Origin of the sequence: Pandoraea apista, assembly GCF_001465595.2 — a bacterium.
GTDB classification, from domain to species: domain Bacteria; phylum Pseudomonadota; class Gammaproteobacteria; order Burkholderiales; family Burkholderiaceae; genus Pandoraea; species Pandoraea apista.
This window is the reverse complement of the sequence record NZ_CP013481.2, coordinates 5,387,939-5,404,688: the sequence shown is the minus strand read 5'-3', so window position 1 is coordinate 5,404,688 and position 16,750 is coordinate 5,387,939. Positions and strand designations below refer to the sequence as shown.

The following is a 16,750-nucleotide window of genomic DNA, read 5'->3' as shown; positions in this document are numbered from 1 at the left end:
CTCGAATACGGCGGACATCGGCCATGGTGGAACGCCGTCTATGTGCTGGTGGTGGGGTGCCTGTCTGCCGTGTGTACGGCGGCGATGAAGCGGACCTATTGGGACCTATTAAGAAGGCCGGAGGGCGTCGGGAGGGGCGGGAGAAACGGGAGAAACGGCGTGAAAAACGGGAAGGAGCGGTCCCGGTGAACCGGGCGCACGGCAGGCCGGCGGATGGCTCCCCGGCTTGCCGTTTTTTTGCGACGACTTACTGACCGAAGTAGATCGAACCGGCGCGGTTCACGCGGCCCGGCACTTCATACACCGGTGCAACCGTCGACGTTTGCGCTGCGGCGGCCACAGGGCCCGGCTGGGCTTGCGTCTGCACCTGAGCTTGCGCTTGTTGCTGGCTTTGCTGCGGCTGAGCCGCCGATTGCGAATTCTCGGCGGCGCTAGCGGCACCTGCCGTGAGACATGCGGCAACCAAGGCCGAAGCGATCAGAACTTGTTTCATTTTCATTTCTCCTGTCTGGCGAGACGTCCACCGTGGGCGCCGTCATTGCCGCCAATCTACGCTCGCGTGCGAAGGAGAAAAATGCGATCCCGAGGAAGGACGCATTGCTGAAAACGAAATAATGAAACGTCGGAGACGCCGATTCGTCGATTTGTCGCGCAAATCAACAAGAATGCGCGACCCAACCGACTCAATGGAAGCGTGGGAAACGTGTGCGGAAACGTTGGCCGGGGCGGCCGGATCAGCGACGCGTCACCCGCGCCTGCTGACGGCGCGTGCGCTCGGCACGGCTGCGAAGATAAGACGCGGTGAGCAGCGAGGCGCACGCCAGAAGGAGGAAAGAGCCGAGGGCAGCCATGGTATTGCTCCTGTACGAACCGGACTCGTTCGCGGTGCGGCGCACCTGGCGACTCACGATGCCGGCTGACTTGATGTTGTCACTCTACTGCTGTCACACCCTGCAATAAACCCCATCCGAACAAACAAGCTATTGCACAGCGCGGCATTTCCCGTCGAATCGCTGCCCGGTGCGTGCCATGCATGTGCCATTTAGCTGTTTTATCGGCATTAACCGGTTGATTTTCAATAGTTTTTTCGAATCGGACGATCGGTTGCGTTTTGTAGACGCTCAGTTGCGAAAAAACCACGGGTTTTCCCTAAGATTCATCCATGCCAACGCGACGGACACCGCAACGCAGCAAAACGAAGCGTCTTCCGACACCTCTGCTGCCGATGCCCCGAACGCTAGCTGATCAAGACGTTATCAACTAATGACAGGAGTCTCACCATGAACACCCGTATCCTTGCCGCCGTTGTCGCCGCCGCTTCGTTCGTATCGGCCTCGGCTTTCGCTGATGCGCGTTACGACAACAACGTTTCCGACCTGCAAGTCGCTGCGCAAAGTCAGGTCTCTCGCGCCGAAGTGCGTAGCGAACTGGCGCAAGCCAGCGCCAACGGTCAACTGAATCAGGTCGAAACCGGCACGCCGCTGATTGCGGCTGCACAAGCACAAAAGGCTGCGCCGGCCGATTCGCTGACGCGCGCCGACGTGCGTGCTCAACTGACCGGACGCAACCTGCTCGATCAGGACAACCGCTCGTAAGTTGCGCTGACGCATCGACCCCAAGCGATGCGACGCTGCCGGCCCGCCCAGGCCGGCTTTTTTGCGTTCGCGGAATGCGTGAACGCGGCCCGAAAAAAAGCCGCCCGAAGGCGGCTTAAGGTCGGGTGAGACCAAGGAAAAGCGCGGTTGCAGAGGCGTCAGGCCGCCAGCGTCCGGGTGAGCGTATCGCGCGCTGTGTCGAATTCCGCCGCGAAGCTCCGGCGCCACTCACGGCGTGTGCTGTCGTCGATCCATGCGCCGTCGAGGCCGTTGTGCATGAAGCCGCGCAACTCGTCGAGCGAGAAGCCGAAGTGGCTGTACATCAGCTCCCACGCCTGTGCGGGATTGACCTTGTGCAGCGTCGGGTCGTCGGTGTTCGGATGCAGCTTGAGGCCGAGGCCCGGCATGCGGCGAATCGGGTGATCCTCCGCCCAGCGTTCCGGCGTGAGTGTGCGCAGGTAATACGAGTTGGTCGGCACTACCGTGAAGACGATGCCGCGCTCGGCGCATTCGCGCGCGAAGTCCGGGGCGTCGACAACCGTGTAGCCGTGATCGATGCGGTCGCACTTGAGCAGTTCGACGGCCGTTTCGACATTCGTCCAGGGCATGCCGAATTCGCCCGCATGCGCCGTGGTCTTGAATCCCGCCAGACGCGCATTGCGATACGCCTTCCAGAACAGTTCGGGCGGCCGGTCGTTCTCGCGATAGTCGATACCGATGCCGATGACTTCGTCGGCACGATGCTCGCGCATCCACTCCACCATCTCGACGGCTTCGCGCGGATCGGCTTCCCGGTCGATACTCGGTACGAGACGGCCAACGATGCCGTGATCGCGCCCGGCATCGTGAATGGCGGCAACGATGGCGTCTTGGGCGCTCGCGTAGGGAATGCCGGAGGTGCGCACAGTGCCCGTCGGGTTCCAGAAGAACTCGCTGTAGCGTACGTTGTGCGCCGCGGCGTCGGCCAGGTATTCGTAGGCGATGCGATGCAGATCGTCGGGTGTGCTCAGCAGGTGCTCATCGAGCGCGCGCAGCACGCGCAACACCCCGACGGGCTTCTCCCCGCGCGTGTAAAAGGCGTCGATCTCCGCCCGGGCGAGCGGCGCGTTCGACTTCTGCGCAAGCGCCACGAACGTGTCGTGACGCACCGCGCCCAACAAATGGCAATGCAATTCAACTTTCGGCATCGCGTGGAAGAACGTGCGATGCGCCTCCTGAATCTGCACGCCGGTGCGTGCGGCGGGCACGTGGCCCGGTGTCTCTGTCATCACGTCTAGTCTTCTCTTGAATACACCGGCAGACGGGGCATCTGCCGGGCGAGCGGCGTGCCGCTCAATGGCGTCCCACGACTGTCCAGAAGTAATACGCCAGCGGCAGCGCCAGCACATACAGTCCCCACGGCAATTCCTTGAAGCGGCCCATCAGCGCCTTGACCAGCACGTAGCACAACAAACCGCCCGCAATACCGGTGCCGAAGCTGTTCGAGAGCAGTGTGAGCAACACCATCGCCAGCACGGGGAACGCGTCGCTGAAATCGTCGAACGGCACATGGCGGATCGTGCTGAACATCGACAGGCCGATCAGGATCAGCGCGGGCGCCGTGGCTTCCTTCGGAATGGCCAGCGCAACCGGCACGAAGAAGCACATCAGCGCGAACATCACGGCAGCGGCAATCGACGTGAGACCGGTGCGGCCCCCGGCTTCGACACCCGCCGCCGACTCGACCAGCGCCGTCAGCGCGGGAATGCCCAGCAATGCACCGCCTGTCGCGGCAATGGAATCGACAAGAAACGGACGGTTGATGTTCTCCATGTTGCCGTGCTCGTCGAGCAACCCCGCCTTGCCACCGACCGCGAGCGTAGTCCCCAGCGTCGAGAAGAACTCGGCAGCGAAGAAGGCGAACAGATACGGCAGCGACGCAATCGTCAGCGCACTGCGCAAGTCGAGTTGAAATGCCACCGGCGCAATGCTGTGCGGCAGCGAGATGAACGACTCGGGCAACCTGGTCACACCCAGCGGCACACCGGCCACCGCCGCGACCAGAATCGACCAGAGAATGGCGCCCGGGACCTTGCGGCCTTGCAGCAGCACGGCGGTGCCCAGGCCGATCAGTGCGACGATCGTGCCCGGCTTGCTGAAGTCGCCCAGCGCAAACGCATTGGTCTTGGCGTTGGCCACGACCATGCCCGCATTGCGCACGCCGAGCACTGCAATGAACAAGCCGATGGACGCCCCCAGACCGAGCTTGATGGCCGTGGGAATCAGGCGTGCCACCACACTGCGTGCGCCGATCACCGTCAGCAAAAGGAACAACACGCCGGACAGGAAGGCGATGGCGATGCCGGTCTGCCAGGCCACGTGTTCGGTAGCGGCGAGCGTCACACCCACGATGACCGACCCGCCGATGCCCGGTCCGACGACGAACGGCAGGTTCGCGTAGAAACCCATCAGCACCGAGAACAGCACGAAGACCAGCATGACGGCCGTGGTGGCCGCGCCGCGATCCATGCCGCCCGTGGCGAGCAGCGACGGAATGACGACCAGCAGATAGGCGGCAGCGAGAAATGTGGTGATGCCGGCCAGAACTTCGGTGCGCACGCTGGAGCCCCGTCCGGCGATGGCGAAGCGGCGCTCGAGCCAGCCGCCCGGGACCGTGGCAGTCTGGCCCGGGGATCGCTCGGAAGCCACGGAAGCCGCGGGGCGCGCCGTGTCGCGCTCAGGAGTAGAAGTCTGCATAAGCCAAGAATAGTGGGTCTTTGCGTGGCACTTTACGTGCGTGCGACTATAAATAAAAAATGAAATTACTTATGATTCGATAATTCAAATCTATTCTTCGCGAAGGCTGTGGATTCCCAGCGTGTCAGGAAGTCCAACGCTTGAAACGGTCTCGCGATACTGCTGTGTCCTGCCGTCTCGTCAGGACGCCATTACAGGAGCCCGCTATGGCGAGTTCGTCCCGACGTACCGAGCACGCCGCGGCCAGTGCTGGCGGCCCGAAGTCCTCCAAGGCCACCGCCACCGCCACCGCCACCGCACTGCCGGGTTCCTCGAATGCGAGTGCCGCCGTTCCCCAGGTGCCGCCGCTGCCGGCGCTCACGTTGCGGCAGGTGCAGTACTTCGTGGCGCTCGCGCACTCGCGCAGCTTCACGCAGGCGGCGCAGGCGCTCTCGGTCACGCAGCCGGCGCTCACGGCGGCGATTCGTCAGATCGAATTCCTGCTCGGCGGCCGGCTGTTCGAGCGCTCGGCGCATCGCTTGACGCTGACCGAAGCCGGCTCGACCATCCTGCCGCTCGCTGAACGTCTGCTCAACGCCGCGCGTGGCACATTCGACGACATGTCGAGCACCTTCGCGCTGCAAGCCCAGACGGTGCGCATTGGCTTCATTCCGTCGGTTGCGGCGCGTCTGCTGCCAGTGCTCGGCACGCTGCGCGAGGCGTATCCCAATGTGCGTTTTGCACTCTCCGATTTGCCGAACAGCGAACTCGTGGCGGCCCTCGCACGCGGTGAGATCGATCTCGGCGTCGGCGTTCGCGACGATGCCGACGAAGCCGGACATGCCGCCAGCGCCGACGGTTTTCGTTGCGACGATCTGTTCGACGATGAGATCGTGCTCGTGGCGCGTCGAGACGATCCGCTCGCCTCGGCGGCATCCGTCACCTGGGTGCAGCTCACCGAGCGCGATCTCGCGGTGTTCGTGCGCGGTAACGTCAGCGATTCCCTGCAACGCACGGGCGGCTCGCAAAATCTGCGGCTCGAACCGAAGTACCGCATGGAGTACACCGAACCGCTCTACGCGCTGGTGCGCAGCGGACTCGCGCTCGCGATCCTGCCCCGGCTCTATACGCTGCATCTGCACGATCCGGCGCTCGTTGCCCTTGAAGTCACCGCGCCGCGTGTCACGCGCACCGTGGCGTTGATGTCGCTCGAAGGCAAGGAGCGTGGTCCGCAGGTCAGTGCGTGCCGCGAGTGGATCGCAAGGCATCTCGCTACGTGATTGCCGTCGAATCGTCACGCGATTGCCCGCGTGACGCCCGTCATGCGAAAACGCGGCGGCCGTTCCGGGGCCACCGCGTTGTGCATATGCCGGCGCCGCGCGCTCATGCCGTCATGCCGTCCGGATGTCGCGATGCCAACGGCTTAAGGCAAACGCGCGATACGGGCGAGCAACGTCTCGTAGAAGCGGTCGGCGTCCACATCGGTGATCCACGTGGCGTTTACAGCACGCTTCGAGCGGCCGTTCCAGTCCACGACCGTCTCGCCCAGCGTCAACTGGCCCGTCGTTTCCACGGCAACGTTCACACGGCGGCCACCGAACATCGTCGGGTCGACGAGATAGCCGATGGTGCACGGGTCGTACATCGGCGCCGATTCCACGCCGCGACGTCCCTTCTGATACGCCACTTCCGCCGCGAGAATGTCCGCTACGATCGGACCGCACCGATTCTTCAGCGCACGGAACGGCGCAACGCGCTGCGGCGTGATCGGCGCCTTCACGCAGACGTCGCGCGGCAGCACGGTCACGGGTACGCCTGCACCGAGCACAATGCTCGCGGCTTCCGGATCGACATAGATGTTGAATTCCGCTGCCGGCGTGATGTTGCCGCGCTCGAACCACGCGCCTCCCATCAACACGATTTCGCGCAGCGCTCTGGCGCCTTCCGGCGCAGCGCTCAGCGCGGTGGCGATGTTGGTCAACGGGCCGAGCGCCACGAGCGTGACGCTGCCCGGCGCTGCGGCGCGCAGCGTGTCGATCAGATATGTCACGGCATGCTGCGGCGCGAGCGGGCCACGCGGCTCGTGCAGCGTCACGCCGTCGAGCCCGGTGCGGCCGTGCACGTTCGCAGCGGTGATCAGCTCGCGCATGAGCGGCTTCGGGCAGCCGGCGTAGACCGGCAGGGTGTGGGTCTTGTCCGCCCAGTCGCGCACGATGCGCGCGTTGCGCTCGGTCAGATTCAACGGCACGTTGCCGCCCACGGCGGTAAGCGCTTTCAGGTCGATCTGGTCGTGCGCACCCAGCGCAAAGAGGATGGCAATCGCATCGTCCTGACCCGGATCGCAGTCGATGACGACCGTGCGGCGCGCCGTGTTGTCGGCCGCCAGACGAGCGGCGCCTTCGGTCGACGTGAGGTCCGCAAGCGCGCTGCCCGCCCCCGTCGCGCCCAGTGTGGCAAGCGAGGCGGCGAGCGACGTGCGCAGGAAGTTGCGACGATTGCGATGGCGCGAGGCCCCCGCGTCGGCCGGTGTGTTCAGTTCGTTCAGATGGGTCATGATGTCGAACTTGCTAGGCATGCATTGAGGAAGACGGCGCGTCCGCGCGCGTCAGAACGTGTGACGCATGCCCAGCGTCACGGCCATCTGGCGCTTGGTGCTCGACGCTGCGTAGCCGAAGAGCTGCGCGTATTGCGCGTCGCCGGCGGCCTGCTGGGCGTTGAGCGTGAGCGCAACGTCCGTGCGCTTCGACAGCCAGTAGTCGGCTTGCAGGTTCACCTGATGCCATTGCGGACGTGTATTGATCACATCGTACTTGCCCGACGTGAAACCGTACGCGGCGCCGAGCACGAGGGCCGGGGTGACGTTGTAGTTCAGCGTCAGGTTGTAGTTCTGCAAATGCAGGTGCGACGCGTCGAGGTACGTGTAGCGCACGTCGGAGAACATGGCGCCGATGAGCGCCGGGCCCCAGCGATAGAAGCCGCCCGTGGCGAAGATACGTTGCTGGCTCGCGAAGACGTTCGCACGCGTGGCGCTCTTCGAGAAGATCAGCAGCGAGCTGGCGTAATCGTTGGCGATGGCGCCGTCGTTGTTCGTGCCGCTGTACGGGTTGTTGTACTGCGCGTAGGCCGCATTCCAGTCGAAGTCGGCGTACTTGTAGCCGAGGCCGAAGCTGTAGGCGTTGTTGTTGCGAAAGCCCGTGGCCGAGTTCGAGAAGCCGTATTGCGCCGTGCCGTGGAAGCCGCCCACCGTCGGGCTCACCCACTTCACCGAGTTCTGCATGCGGATATCGTTGTACCCGTTGTCGTTATCGCCAATGTTCACGCCGTTGCTCGAAATGATGATCGGGCCGACGTAATCGTGGATGGTGTCGTACTGACGACCGAGCGTGAACGTACCCCACGAGTTGTCCGACAGGCCGACGAACGACTGACGGCCGAAGGCGCGGCCGTTCTGGGCGCCCGTGCCGTTCATGATGTTGAAGCCGGCTTCGAGCGTGAAGATGGCCTTGGTGCCGTTACCCAGGTCTTCCGAACCGCGGAAACCCCAGCGCGGATTCTGGTTGGTGCCCGAGAGCGCCTGCCACGTCTTGTTGCCACCCTGATTACTCACGTAACCCACGCCGCCCGAAATCAGGCCGTAAATGGTGACGTTGCTCTGCGCATGTGCGGTGGTAGCGGCGAGGCCCATTGCGGCGAATGCGCCGGCAAGGCCCAAACGGGCCAGAATCGTGGTCTTCATGAGGTGTGGCGTTCTCTAAGGAATTCGGAAACCATCTGCGCGCTTGCGAGAGACGGCGCGGCTGGGACCGAACTATAGGGAACGAGGTTGTATAAATATAATTTTGATTTTTTATATATCGATAAATTGAATCGATATAAGCGGGGAAGCCGCGTGGTGTCTTGGGGTGCCGAATGCCAGACGAGTGTTGTGTCGCACCATTGGCGTTGCGCCGGGCAGACACCGCTCCGACAGCCGGCGTCTGCGGGGGATCGTCAGTGAGCGCGCGCGAGCAGTGCCGGCGCTTGGGCGATCAGATACAGCACCGCGCCGATCAATCCGCCGACAAGGGTGCCGTTGATGCGGATGTATTGCAGATCCTGCCCCACGCTCAAGCGAATCTGCTGCGACAGATGTTCGGCGTTCCAGCCATGTACCGTTGCGCGGATGTGATCCGTCACGAAGTCGGCAAAGCCCGGCGCCATGCGCTCGGCGGCATCGAGCAATTGGGCGTCGAGTGCTTTGCGAAGCGATTCGCTGCGCGCCAGTTCCTGACCGATCCACGCCGCTGCGGCGGTGATCTTGGCGCCGATCACTGAATCGTCGCGTGCGAGATCGCGTTTTACCCAGCTGCGCCACTCGTTCCATAGGCTGCCGACGTAAGCATTCAGCGCCGTATCGCCCTTGAGCTGGGTCTTGAACGTCTCGAGCTTCGTCTGGAACTCGGCGTCGTGTTTCAGCCGCTCGATCAATCCCGCCACTGCGCGATCGAACGCCTGACGGAGTTGATGCGATTCGTCGGCTTCCATTTGCGCAAGCAGGCGCGTGACGGCCGCCGAGATCATGTCAGAGCCCTTATTGCCCAGCCACTCCGACGGCAGCACTTTTTCCTTCTTCGGATGATCGGTCTTGAGCCAGTCGACGATGCGCGCCGAAATGAACTCCCGAGTTTGCGGTTCGTTGAGCAGTTCGACGAGATAGTCGAGCGTTTCATCGAGCAGGGCCTGATGACGGCCGTCGCGGGTGAGCGTGTCGAGAATCGCGGCCGCCGATTGCGACAGGTCGAGCCGGTCGATCATCGTGTCGAGCGCGCGACGGATGAAGGCCTGCACGTTGCGCTCGTCCATCACGTCGAGTACCCCGCCCGCCACCTTCACCAGCACGGCGCTCAACTGACGCGTGTTCTCGTGCGAGCCGAGCCAGTGCGAGACAACGTCTGCCGGATTCTGTTGCTGGATGAGCCGCACAACGGAGGGGGTGTCGAGAAACTTCTCGCGCACGAAGCGGGCGAGACCCTCGCCGAGGGCGTCCTTTTTGCGAATCAGGATGTTCGTGTGCCGCGAGAGCCCGGGGATCGGAATGCGCCGGAACAGCGCTTCGACGGCAAACCAGTCGGCGAGTCCGCCGACCATCGCCGCTTCCGCCGCCGCGCGAATCCAGCCGGTGAGGAAGTGCTCCGGCATGAAGAGCGTGCCGATGAAGATCGCCAGCGCGACCAGAAGAAAGGACAGGGCACGCCGTTCGGCGCGTTGCAGGGCGAGTGCGGGATCCATGCGCGGCGGGTTCCTGGAAATACAAAGACGCCCGACAGGTTACCCCGTCGGGCGTCCGATGATAAGTCCGATGCCGCCTGACCTATCGAGGGTCGATCTTCCGAGACGACGGCCTCAGACCATTTACCCGCGTTGCTTCGCCTTCAGTTCGAGACGGTACTTGTGCAGCAACGGCTCGGTGTAGCCGTTGGGCTGCGTCAGACCTTCGAACACGAGCGCGCTGGCGGCCTTGAATGCCAGCGAGTCGTCGAAGTTCGGCGCCATCGGTCGATAAAGCTTGTCGCCGGCGTTCTGCTTGTCGACCACAGCGGCCATGCGCTTGAGCGTTTCTTCGACCTGCTCGCGCGTGATCACGCCATGACGCAGCCAGTTCGCCAGATGCTGGCTCGAAATACGCAGCGTGGCGCGGTCTTCCATCAGGCCGATATCGTTGATGTCCGGCACCTTCGAGCAGCCGACACCCTGATCGATCCAGCGAACGACGTAGCCCAGAATGCCTTGCGCGTTGTTTTCGATTTCCTTGCGGATCTCGTCGGCGCTCCACTCGGCCTTGGCCACGACCGGCACCGTCAGCAGACCCGTGAGCAGCGCGTCGCGCTCTTTGGCGTAATCGATCTTTTCGAGTTCCTGCTGCACGGCCTGCACGTCGACCATGTGATAGTGCAGTGCGTGCAGCGTGGCGGCAGTCGGCGACGGCACCCAGGCAGTGTTCGCTCCGGCCTTCGGATGTGCGATCTTCTGCTCGAGCATGGCGTGCATCAGATCCGGCATGGCCCACATGCCCTTGCCGATCTGTGCGCGGCCACGCAGGCCGGCAGCCAGACCCACGAGCACGTTGCTCTTCTCGTAAGCCGTGATCCATGCCGACGACTTCATGTCGCCCTTGCGCATCATCGGACCGGCTTCCATCGCGGTGTGCATTTCATCGCCCGTGCGATCGAGGAAGCCCGTGTTGATGAACGCGACGCGCGAAGCGGCCGCGGCGATACAGGCCGAGAGGTTCACGCTGGTGCGGCGCTCTTCGTCCATGATGCCCATCTTGAGCGTGTTGCGCGGCAGGTTGTACAGGTCTTCGATGCGGCCGAACAGTTCGTCGGCGAAGGCCACTTCGGCCGGCCCGTGCATTTTCGGCTTGACGATGTAGATCGAGCCGGTGCGCGAATTGAGTCGATGCTTGCGATCATGCAGGGAGGCGAGCACGGTGACCACGCCGTCGAGAATGCCTTCCGGAATCTCGCGGCCTTCGCGATCGGTGATCGCCGGGTTGGTCATCAGATGGCCGACGTTGCGGATGAACAGCAGCGAGCGGCCGTGCAGCTTCACGGGCTTTCCATCGGCGCCGGTGTATTCACGGTCGGCGTTCAGACGGCGCGTGAACGACTTGCCGCCCTTGCTCACTTCTTCCGTCAGCGTGCCCTGCATCAGGCCGAGCCAGTTGCGATACAGGTCGACCTTGTCGTCGGCGTCCACGGCGGCGACCGAGTCTTCGCAGTCGATGATGGTCGTGACGGCGGCTTCGACGAGCACGTCCTTGACATGGGCCGCGTCGGTCTTGCCGATCGGGTGCGTGGCGTCGAACTGGATCTCGAAGTGCAGGCCGTTGTGCTTGAGCAGCACGGCCGTCGGCGCGGCGGCGTCGCCCTGATAGCCGATGAACTGCGCGGGCGTTGCCAACGCGGTCTTGCCAGCTTTGGTGACGATCACGAGCTTGCCGTTCTCGACGTGGTAACCGGTGGCGTCCTTATGCGAGCCATCGGCCAGCGGGGCGGCCTGATCAAGGAAGCCACGCGCGAAGGCGATCACCCGTTCGCCGCGCTTCGGGTTGTAGCCGGTGCCCTTCTCGGCACCGTCCGTCTCGGGGATGGCGTCGGTGCCGTAGAGTGCGTCGTACAGGCTGCCCCAGCGCGCGTTCGCGGCGTTCAGGGCGTAGCGGGCGTTGGAGAGCGGCACCACGAGCTGCGGGCCGGCCTGCTCGGCGATCTCGTAGTCGACGTTGGCCGTAGTGGTCTTCACGCTCGCGGGCGCGGGCAGCAGGTAACCGATCTTTTCGAGGAATGCGCGGTAGGCGGCGGCGTCGGCAATCGGACCCGGGTTGGCGCGGTGCCAGTTGTCGAGTTCGCTTTGCAGGCGGTCGCGCTCGGCGAGCAGGGCGCGGTTCTTCGGGGCGAGGTCATGGACGATGGCGTCGAAGCCTTTCCAGAACGCATCGACATCGACACCGGTGCCCGGCAGGGCTTCCTTTTCGATGAACGCGATCAGATTGTCTGCGACCTTCAGGCCGCCACGCTGGGAAGTGGAAGTCATGATGCTGTACTCGAGTTTGAAAACCAGGTTGACGCGATTTCGTCAGGCCGCCCGATGCTCGCTCCGACAGGTGGCACGCCGGAAATCGCTTCAGGGGGCAGACGATAAGGGGCAGTCTTATATAAGAGTCTGAGTGTAATCTTTCTCCGCGCGATCGGAAACCCGGGAATGCGAGCCGTGACACCCCCGTAGCTTATAGGTGGCATAAGGGTTGGCATATGACACTGACGCCATAAGGCTTTGCGTCCGGAGCGCAATTTTCCGTGTGCGGTTGCAGCATTCGGTATGACGTTTCACTTCATGGGAAACGGCGGCACGGCGATGCGAATTGGCGTGGCCCTCGGTGGGTGCGGGCAAGGCGTCGTCCGAGCCGCCGGGTACACTCATCGCTGACACCAGATGCACGTTATGCGCCCGTCGTGGGCCGTCCCCCGAATACATCTGCCCAGGAGGCATGAGTCGTGAAACAGATCTTGATGATGAGCAGCTCCCGCAAGGGCAACCAGGGCTTTCTGGCGCACGCCGACGATCAGGTGCACGCGGTGCTTCGGGGGCGCGTGAAGCGTGTGCTGTTCGTGCCCTACGCCGGGGGAATCACCTTCAGCTACGACGAATATGAAGCGCGCGTGAAGCCGACATTCGACCGGTTGGGCTATGTGCTCGAATCGATCCATCACCACAAGGACGCGCGCGCGGCGATCGAACAGGCGGAGGCGGTGGTGGCGGGAGGCGGCAACACATTCGCGTTGCTCGACCGCATGTACAACGCAGGTATCGTGGGCTTGCTGCGCGAGCGTGTGAACGCCGGCATGCCGTACGTGGGATGGAGCGCGGGGGCGAACGTTGTCTGTCCGACCATTCGGACGACCAATGACATGCCCATCGTGGAGCCGCCCACACTCAAAGCGCTCAACCTGATTCCGTTTCAGGTGAATCCGCACTTCATCAGCGGCAAGCCGGCGGGCCACAACGGGGAGTCGCGCGAGGAACGTCTGGCCGAGTTTCTGGCGATCAATCCAGACGAGCGTGTGGTTGGCCTTCCGGAAGGCACGGCACTCCATGTGCAGGGCGAGAACGCGACAGTGCTCGGCGAGTTCGACGCGTTGCACTTCAGGCAGGGCGGCGCTGTCGACAAGATTGCGACAGGTACCACGTTCGCGCTGGCGTCGATCTGATCCGTACGGCGGATGCCGTGCCGCCACGCATCCACGGATGACGTTGAGAACGAACCGTCATCCGAAAATTCCGAAATCTGACTTTTCGCGCCGAATCGCGTTCTGTTGAGGGACTTCCGCTGGCAGAATGCGAAATCAATTTGTGCGCGCGCTTTCCCCTCGGAGCGTGAGATGAGATGACGGAAGATGGGCGTGCCTCGCTTGCGTCGTCGGAACATCGACGGAGGGGAGCATGGTACGGAGGTCCACGAATTTCACGCTGACGGCAGACCAGAAGCGCAGCATCAAAGCACTGTGCGTGCGGAACAACTATCGCGGGGTTGTTTCCATCGTTTTCGATTACGCCTGGATGCTTGCGGCATGTGGGTTGTCGTTGCAGGTCCACCCGGTGCTGTACCCGCTGTCGATTCTGATCATCGGGGCTCGGCAGCGTGCGTTGGCGAGTCTGTTTCACGACGCATCGCACGGAACGCTCTTCAAATCCAAAGGGTTGAACCGGTTGGCGGGCCGAGTGTTTTGCGGTTGGCCGGTCATGCAATCGCTGTCGGCTTATCGGCGCTCTCATGTGATGGCACATCACTCGCGATTAGGCGACACGGCTCACGATCCGGACTTCAGGGAATTGAAGCGCGCCGGGGTCTACGCGATTCCGAGAGGTCCGGACTTCTTTCGCCGATTCGTTCTGAGCGCGCTCTGTGGTCGATTGACAATCCGGTACCTCAAATCCCTGTGGCTGAACCGTCTGTCATTCGCTTTGAGGCCGGACGCGTCGCAGGTCGAGTCCTGGCTGATTCTGCTGCTTCACACGGTCATAGCCGCGATCGCCTATGCGCATGGATGGCTGGCCAATCTGATGCTCTTCTGGTGGATTCCTCTGGTGCTCGTCTATCCGGTCATTGGATGGTTTAGCGAGCTATCGGAGCATTACCCGTTCATGGACGCCTCCGGCGCGTGGCGCTTCACGTCACGAAACCGCTATTCGCTTTGGATCGAACGCCTTTTCATCGGTATGCACGGTGATTCGTTTCATCTGACCCATCATCTGCTGCCGGGCGTTCCTCATTGGCACCTCGCCGCCGCGACCCGGATTCTCAGAGCGGACAGGGCATTCGCCGAATGGGATGACCGTTGGGGGGGAATCTTTACGTCGGATCGAAATGGCCGCGTGTCCTTCATTACCTTCGTGAGAACGCCACCGGCAGCTTGACGCCTTCGTTTCAATCCAATCGTTCACTACCTATCGGAAATGCGTTTATTACCTCGCTCAAGCTGCGGCCCCGAGGCCTGCGCGCTGTTTGCTGCCCTTCTGAACGGCACGATCGGCGTGTTGACGCGCGTTGGATTCGATCAAGGGGCAACGCCCGCGCTGATCGCTTTCTGGAAGTGCTTCGGGGCTTTCCTGTTGGTCTGCACGCTCTGCGCTTGTCGCCCGCAGCTACGCACGCAAACCGTCAGACTGACCCGGCGCTGGCCTCAATTCGCATGCCTTTCGCTGCTGGGCATCTTCGGCCTCTACTACTTTGAGACGAAGGCGTTTGCGCAAGCATCCATCCCACTGGTTTCGTTTCTGACTTATGCCGCCGGCGGCGCCACGATCGCGCTATCCGGTCTGTTTCTCGGCGAAAAAGTAACGCGACAGAAGCTTCTCGCCTTCGCTGCAATCGTCGCAGGCGTCGGCCTGATGAGTCTGTTCGAGCACGGCATCGCCGGCAGTCTGTCCGGCATCGTGCTCGCTTTGATGGGCGGGTGCGGCTATGCGCTGTTCATCTTTCTTTCCAAGGGGTTCCGGATCGGCTCGGGATTGCCGCAACTCGTCTGGCTATTCGGATTCGGGAGTCTCTTTCTGCTGATGCCGCTGGTGAGCGAGGGTTTCGCATTCCCCGCCGGTGCCATGTGGGCGACCCTCTGCGCGCTTGTCTTGCTGCCGACGATTGGCGGCTTCTATTTCACGACGCGAGCGGTGGAGCGCGGGCAAGCCAGCAAAGTGCAGATCATCGAGACCAGTGATCCGCTATTTGCCACGGGTTTTGCGTTTTTGCTGTTCGGCGACCGATTGAGCGTTGCGGGACTGCTCGGGGCGGGTTTGATTGCGGCAGGACTTTTGATTGCCGTCTGGCATCGGCCGGCCCCCGATTTGATGAGGGCGACAGCCGAGTGATCAAACGAAACCGCCGCCCGGGCGTGTGCCTCGGGCGGCGGTGGGCCGACACTTGCCGCGAGAGGCGGCGATGACGCCGCCTCTCGTGCCGTCAGTTCAATGCGGCATCAGGCGTCGTCGTCGAGCCAAGGCACCTCTACGTCGGTCAGGAAGGCGACCATCGCGAGCGGGCGCGCTTCATGGCGGCCCATCTTGCCATCGGCACGATGCCACACCACCTGGAACGTCTCCGGATGCTTGTCGGCGATCAACTGCACGGTACGCAGCTCTTCCTCGTCGGCTTCGTCGATAGGGCCGTCGAACGACAGTACGAGTGCCTGCGGCCACACACCGTCTTCCGGATCGTAGACCTTGTCGCCGTTCGGCACGTCTACCACCGCTTCGACGCCGATCGTTGCCGACGCTGCCACGATCATCTCGCCAAGCGCGCGCAACAACGCGGTTGCACGGGCAGAGTTGATCTGGCGCATGGCGAGATCGCCGCGCGTCAGGGCTTGTTCCAGCTTGGGATCGGTTTTTTGTTTGGACATGCGGTTCCTCGGTAAAACGTTAGCCACCACGCAGCGGCCGTGTCATGTCACTGCGACACCGACGCTATACGTGGGGTTCCGATGCTACCACCGTCAAGCACGCCGGGGCGCATTACAATGCGGGTTTTCGATATTTACGCTTTCCCGCGCGCCGCCGTGTTTTGGTCTGCGCTGCCACGGAGCCTTGCTGTCATGGATTCACCCAAGCCCGACAAATCAGATCCACCCCTTCAAAACGCAGCGTCAGGACCGAGCGAGGTCTACGTACGCCTGCTGAGTGAAACTGCCAAGATCGACTGGAAGGATCTGGAATCGTTCTTTGCGCGCGGCGTGCTGCTTTACGTTGCCCCCGGTGTCGACCTTGTGTCGGTTGCCGAAGCGCTCGCCAACGACGACAAGGACACCGTGTCGCAATGGCTGTCAGCGGGGATGGTGCAACGCATGCAAGCGGACCACGCGAGCGACTATGCTCAGCGCACGCCGGAGCTGTGGGCGGTCGTTGTGGCGCCGTGGGTGCTGGTGCAGGAGCGTGGCATCGTCGCCTGACGACCAAGTGTTGCTACCTTTCGCTTGCGTGGCGACGGCGCGCGGCACGCACGATCCGTCGTGCGTCCGTATCAGTCGGTAACGCCTGCCTCGACGAGGCGTCGCGTGCAATCTTCCAGCAGGTCTTGCGCGACGACGGACGCGTATGCGTAGTCTGCGTCGAGCGATTCCATCATTTCATGCGCGGTGTACAGGCCGGCTTCGCGAGACAGCGTGCCGGCCAGCTCGCGCGCGAAATCGTCGCTCAGCGTCGAGAGCAGACGCCGCTCGTCGAGCGGCAATTGCAGCTTCGAGCGCGACAGCCACATCTGTGCGAGGGTGGCGCCCTGCTTGTCCGTCATCCACTGCCCGTGCTCATAGAACGCCGACAGACGCTCGGCCGTCAGCGCGAACAGCAGCGCGCGGCGGGTGTTGAAATTCAGACGAATCGGTGTGGCTTCCGGCATAACGGCAACCGCA

15 protein-coding genes are annotated in these 16,750 nt (G+C 62.9%); 6 read left to right on the top strand and 9 right to left on the bottom strand.

Annotated elements, in window-relative coordinates; genetic code table 11:
* Positions 1-247: 247 nt before the first annotated feature.
* On the bottom strand, positions 248-493 hold the full coding sequence (locus AT395_RS24435) for a hypothetical protein (protein WP_042113785.1): 246 nt from the start codon (positions 491-493) through the stop codon (positions 248-250).
* A gap of 787 nt (positions 494-1,280) precedes the next feature.
* On the opposite strand from AT395_RS24435, the gene AT395_RS24430 reads away from it, so the two are divergent.
* Positions 1,281-1,595, top strand: a complete 315-nt coding sequence (locus tag AT395_RS24430; RefSeq protein WP_042113787.1) for a DUF4148 domain-containing protein — start codon at positions 1,281-1,283, stop codon at positions 1,593-1,595.
* Between the two features lie 158 nt (positions 1,596-1,753).
* Here AT395_RS24430 and AT395_RS24425 read toward each other — a convergent pair whose 3' ends face one another.
* Positions 1,754-2,863 (bottom strand): adenosine deaminase family protein, encoded by a 1,110-nt coding sequence (locus AT395_RS24425; protein ID WP_048628461.1) that lies wholly within the window; start codon positions 2,861-2,863, stop codon positions 1,754-1,756.
* Positions 2,864-2,927: 64 nt separating this feature from the next.
* Positions 2,928-4,283: an NCS2 family permease gene (locus AT395_RS24420; RefSeq protein WP_042117633.1), complete on the bottom strand. Its 1,356-nt coding sequence runs from the start codon at positions 4,281-4,283 to the stop codon at positions 2,928-2,930.
* 254 nt (positions 4,284-4,537) lie between these two features.
* Between AT395_RS24420 and AT395_RS24415 the strand changes: the two genes are divergently transcribed.
* Positions 4,538-5,590: a LysR family transcriptional regulator gene (locus tag AT395_RS24415; protein ID WP_082164724.1), complete on the top strand. Its 1,053-nt coding sequence runs from the start codon at positions 4,538-4,540 to the stop codon at positions 5,588-5,590.
* Between the two features lie 143 nt (positions 5,591-5,733).
* Here AT395_RS24415 and AT395_RS24410 read toward each other — a convergent pair whose 3' ends face one another.
* The 4 genes from AT395_RS24410 to AT395_RS24395 form a co-directional block, all read right to left on the bottom strand.
* Positions 5,734-6,864, bottom strand: a complete 1,131-nt coding sequence (locus AT395_RS24410) for a nucleoside hydrolase (RefSeq protein ID WP_042117636.1) — start codon at positions 6,862-6,864, stop codon at positions 5,734-5,736.
* Positions 6,865-6,915: 51 nt separating this feature from the next.
* Complete coding sequence (locus AT395_RS24405) at positions 6,916-8,046, bottom strand: porin (protein ID WP_042113791.1); 1,131 nt, start codon at positions 8,044-8,046, stop codon at positions 6,916-6,918.
* A gap of 254 nt (positions 8,047-8,300) precedes the next feature.
* Positions 8,301-9,578, bottom strand: coding sequence for a DUF445 domain-containing protein (locus tag AT395_RS24400; RefSeq protein ID WP_048628462.1), 1,278 nt, complete (start codon positions 9,576-9,578; stop codon positions 8,301-8,303).
* A 123-nt stretch (positions 9,579-9,701) separates the two neighbouring features.
* Positions 9,702-11,882 (bottom strand): malate synthase G, encoded by a 2,181-nt coding sequence (locus AT395_RS24395; protein WP_048628463.1) that lies wholly within the window; start codon positions 11,880-11,882, stop codon positions 9,702-9,704.
* A gap of 461 nt (positions 11,883-12,343) precedes the next feature.
* Here AT395_RS24395 and pepE point away from each other — a divergent pair, with 461 nt between their 5' ends.
* From pepE to AT395_RS24380, 3 genes are all read left to right on the top strand, one after another.
* A complete protein-coding gene (gene pepE, locus AT395_RS24390) occupies positions 12,344-13,057 on the top strand; it encodes a dipeptidase PepE (RefSeq protein ID WP_048628464.1) in 714 nt (237 codons plus the stop codon).
* Positions 13,058-13,289: 232 nt separating this feature from the next.
* A complete protein-coding gene (locus AT395_RS24385; RefSeq protein WP_048628465.1) occupies positions 13,290-14,264 on the top strand; it encodes a fatty acid desaturase family protein in 975 nt (324 codons plus the stop codon).
* Between the two features lie 39 nt (positions 14,265-14,303).
* Complete coding sequence (locus tag AT395_RS24380) at positions 14,304-15,215, top strand: DMT family transporter (RefSeq protein WP_048628466.1); 912 nt, start codon at positions 14,304-14,306, stop codon at positions 15,213-15,215.
* A 107-nt stretch (positions 15,216-15,322) separates the two neighbouring features.
* Here the strand turns inward: AT395_RS24380 and AT395_RS24375 are convergent, their stop codons facing one another.
* A complete protein-coding gene (locus AT395_RS24375; RefSeq protein WP_042113799.1) occupies positions 15,323-15,745 on the bottom strand; it encodes a hypothetical protein in 423 nt (140 codons plus the stop codon).
* A gap of 192 nt (positions 15,746-15,937) precedes the next feature.
* On the opposite strand from AT395_RS24375, the gene AT395_RS24370 reads away from it, so the two are divergent.
* Positions 15,938-16,291 (top strand): DUF2288 domain-containing protein, encoded by a 354-nt coding sequence (locus tag AT395_RS24370; RefSeq protein ID WP_042113800.1) that lies wholly within the window; start codon positions 15,938-15,940, stop codon positions 16,289-16,291.
* A 71-nt stretch (positions 16,292-16,362) separates the two neighbouring features.
* On the opposite strand, the gene AT395_RS24365 is transcribed toward AT395_RS24370, so the two are convergent.
* On the bottom strand, positions 16,363-16,737 hold the full coding sequence (locus AT395_RS24365) for a hypothetical protein (RefSeq protein WP_042113802.1): 375 nt from the start codon (positions 16,735-16,737) through the stop codon (positions 16,363-16,365).
* Positions 16,738-16,750: the final 13 nt, after the last annotated feature.

Excerpts from the sequence above, each read along its gene's own strand:
- AT395_RS24385 (WP_048628465.1), top strand. The coding sequence starts at position 13,290 with ATGGTACGGAGGTCCACGAATTTCACGCTGACGGCAGACCAGAAGCGC.
- AT395_RS24405 (WP_042113791.1), bottom strand. The coding sequence starts at position 8,046 with ATGAAGACCACGATTCTGGCCCGTTTGGGCCTTGCCGGCGCATTCGCC.
- AT395_RS24435 (WP_042113785.1), bottom strand. The coding sequence starts at position 493 with ATGAAACAAGTTCTGATCGCTTCGGCCTTGGTTGCCGCATGTCTCACG.
- AT395_RS24395 (WP_048628463.1), bottom strand. The coding sequence starts at position 11,882 with ATGACTTCCACTTCCCAGCGTGGCGGCCTGAAGGTCGCAGACAATCTG.
- AT395_RS24410 (WP_042117636.1), bottom strand. The coding sequence starts at position 6,864 with ATGACCCATCTGAACGAACTGAACACACCGGCCGACGCGGGGGCCTCG.
- AT395_RS24375 (WP_042113799.1), bottom strand. The coding sequence starts at position 15,745 with ATGTCCAAACAAAAAACCGATCCCAAGCTGGAACAAGCCCTGACGCGC.
- AT395_RS24370 (WP_042113800.1), top strand. The coding sequence starts at position 15,938 with ATGGATTCACCCAAGCCCGACAAATCAGATCCACCCCTTCAAAACGCA.
- AT395_RS24400 (WP_048628462.1), bottom strand. The coding sequence starts at position 9,578 with ATGGATCCCGCACTCGCCCTGCAACGCGCCGAACGGCGTGCCCTGTCC.
- AT395_RS24380 (WP_048628466.1), top strand. The coding sequence starts at position 14,304 with ATGCGTTTATTACCTCGCTCAAGCTGCGGCCCCGAGGCCTGCGCGCTG.
- AT395_RS24430 (WP_042113787.1), top strand. The coding sequence starts at position 1,281 with ATGAACACCCGTATCCTTGCCGCCGTTGTCGCCGCCGCTTCGTTCGTA.
- AT395_RS24415 (WP_082164724.1), top strand. The coding sequence starts at position 4,538 with ATGGCGAGTTCGTCCCGACGTACCGAGCACGCCGCGGCCAGTGCTGGC.
- AT395_RS24425 (WP_048628461.1), bottom strand. The coding sequence starts at position 2,863 with ATGACAGAGACACCGGGCCACGTGCCCGCCGCACGCACCGGCGTGCAG.
- AT395_RS24365 (WP_042113802.1), bottom strand. The coding sequence starts at position 16,737 with ATGCCGGAAGCCACACCGATTCGTCTGAATTTCAACACCCGCCGCGCG.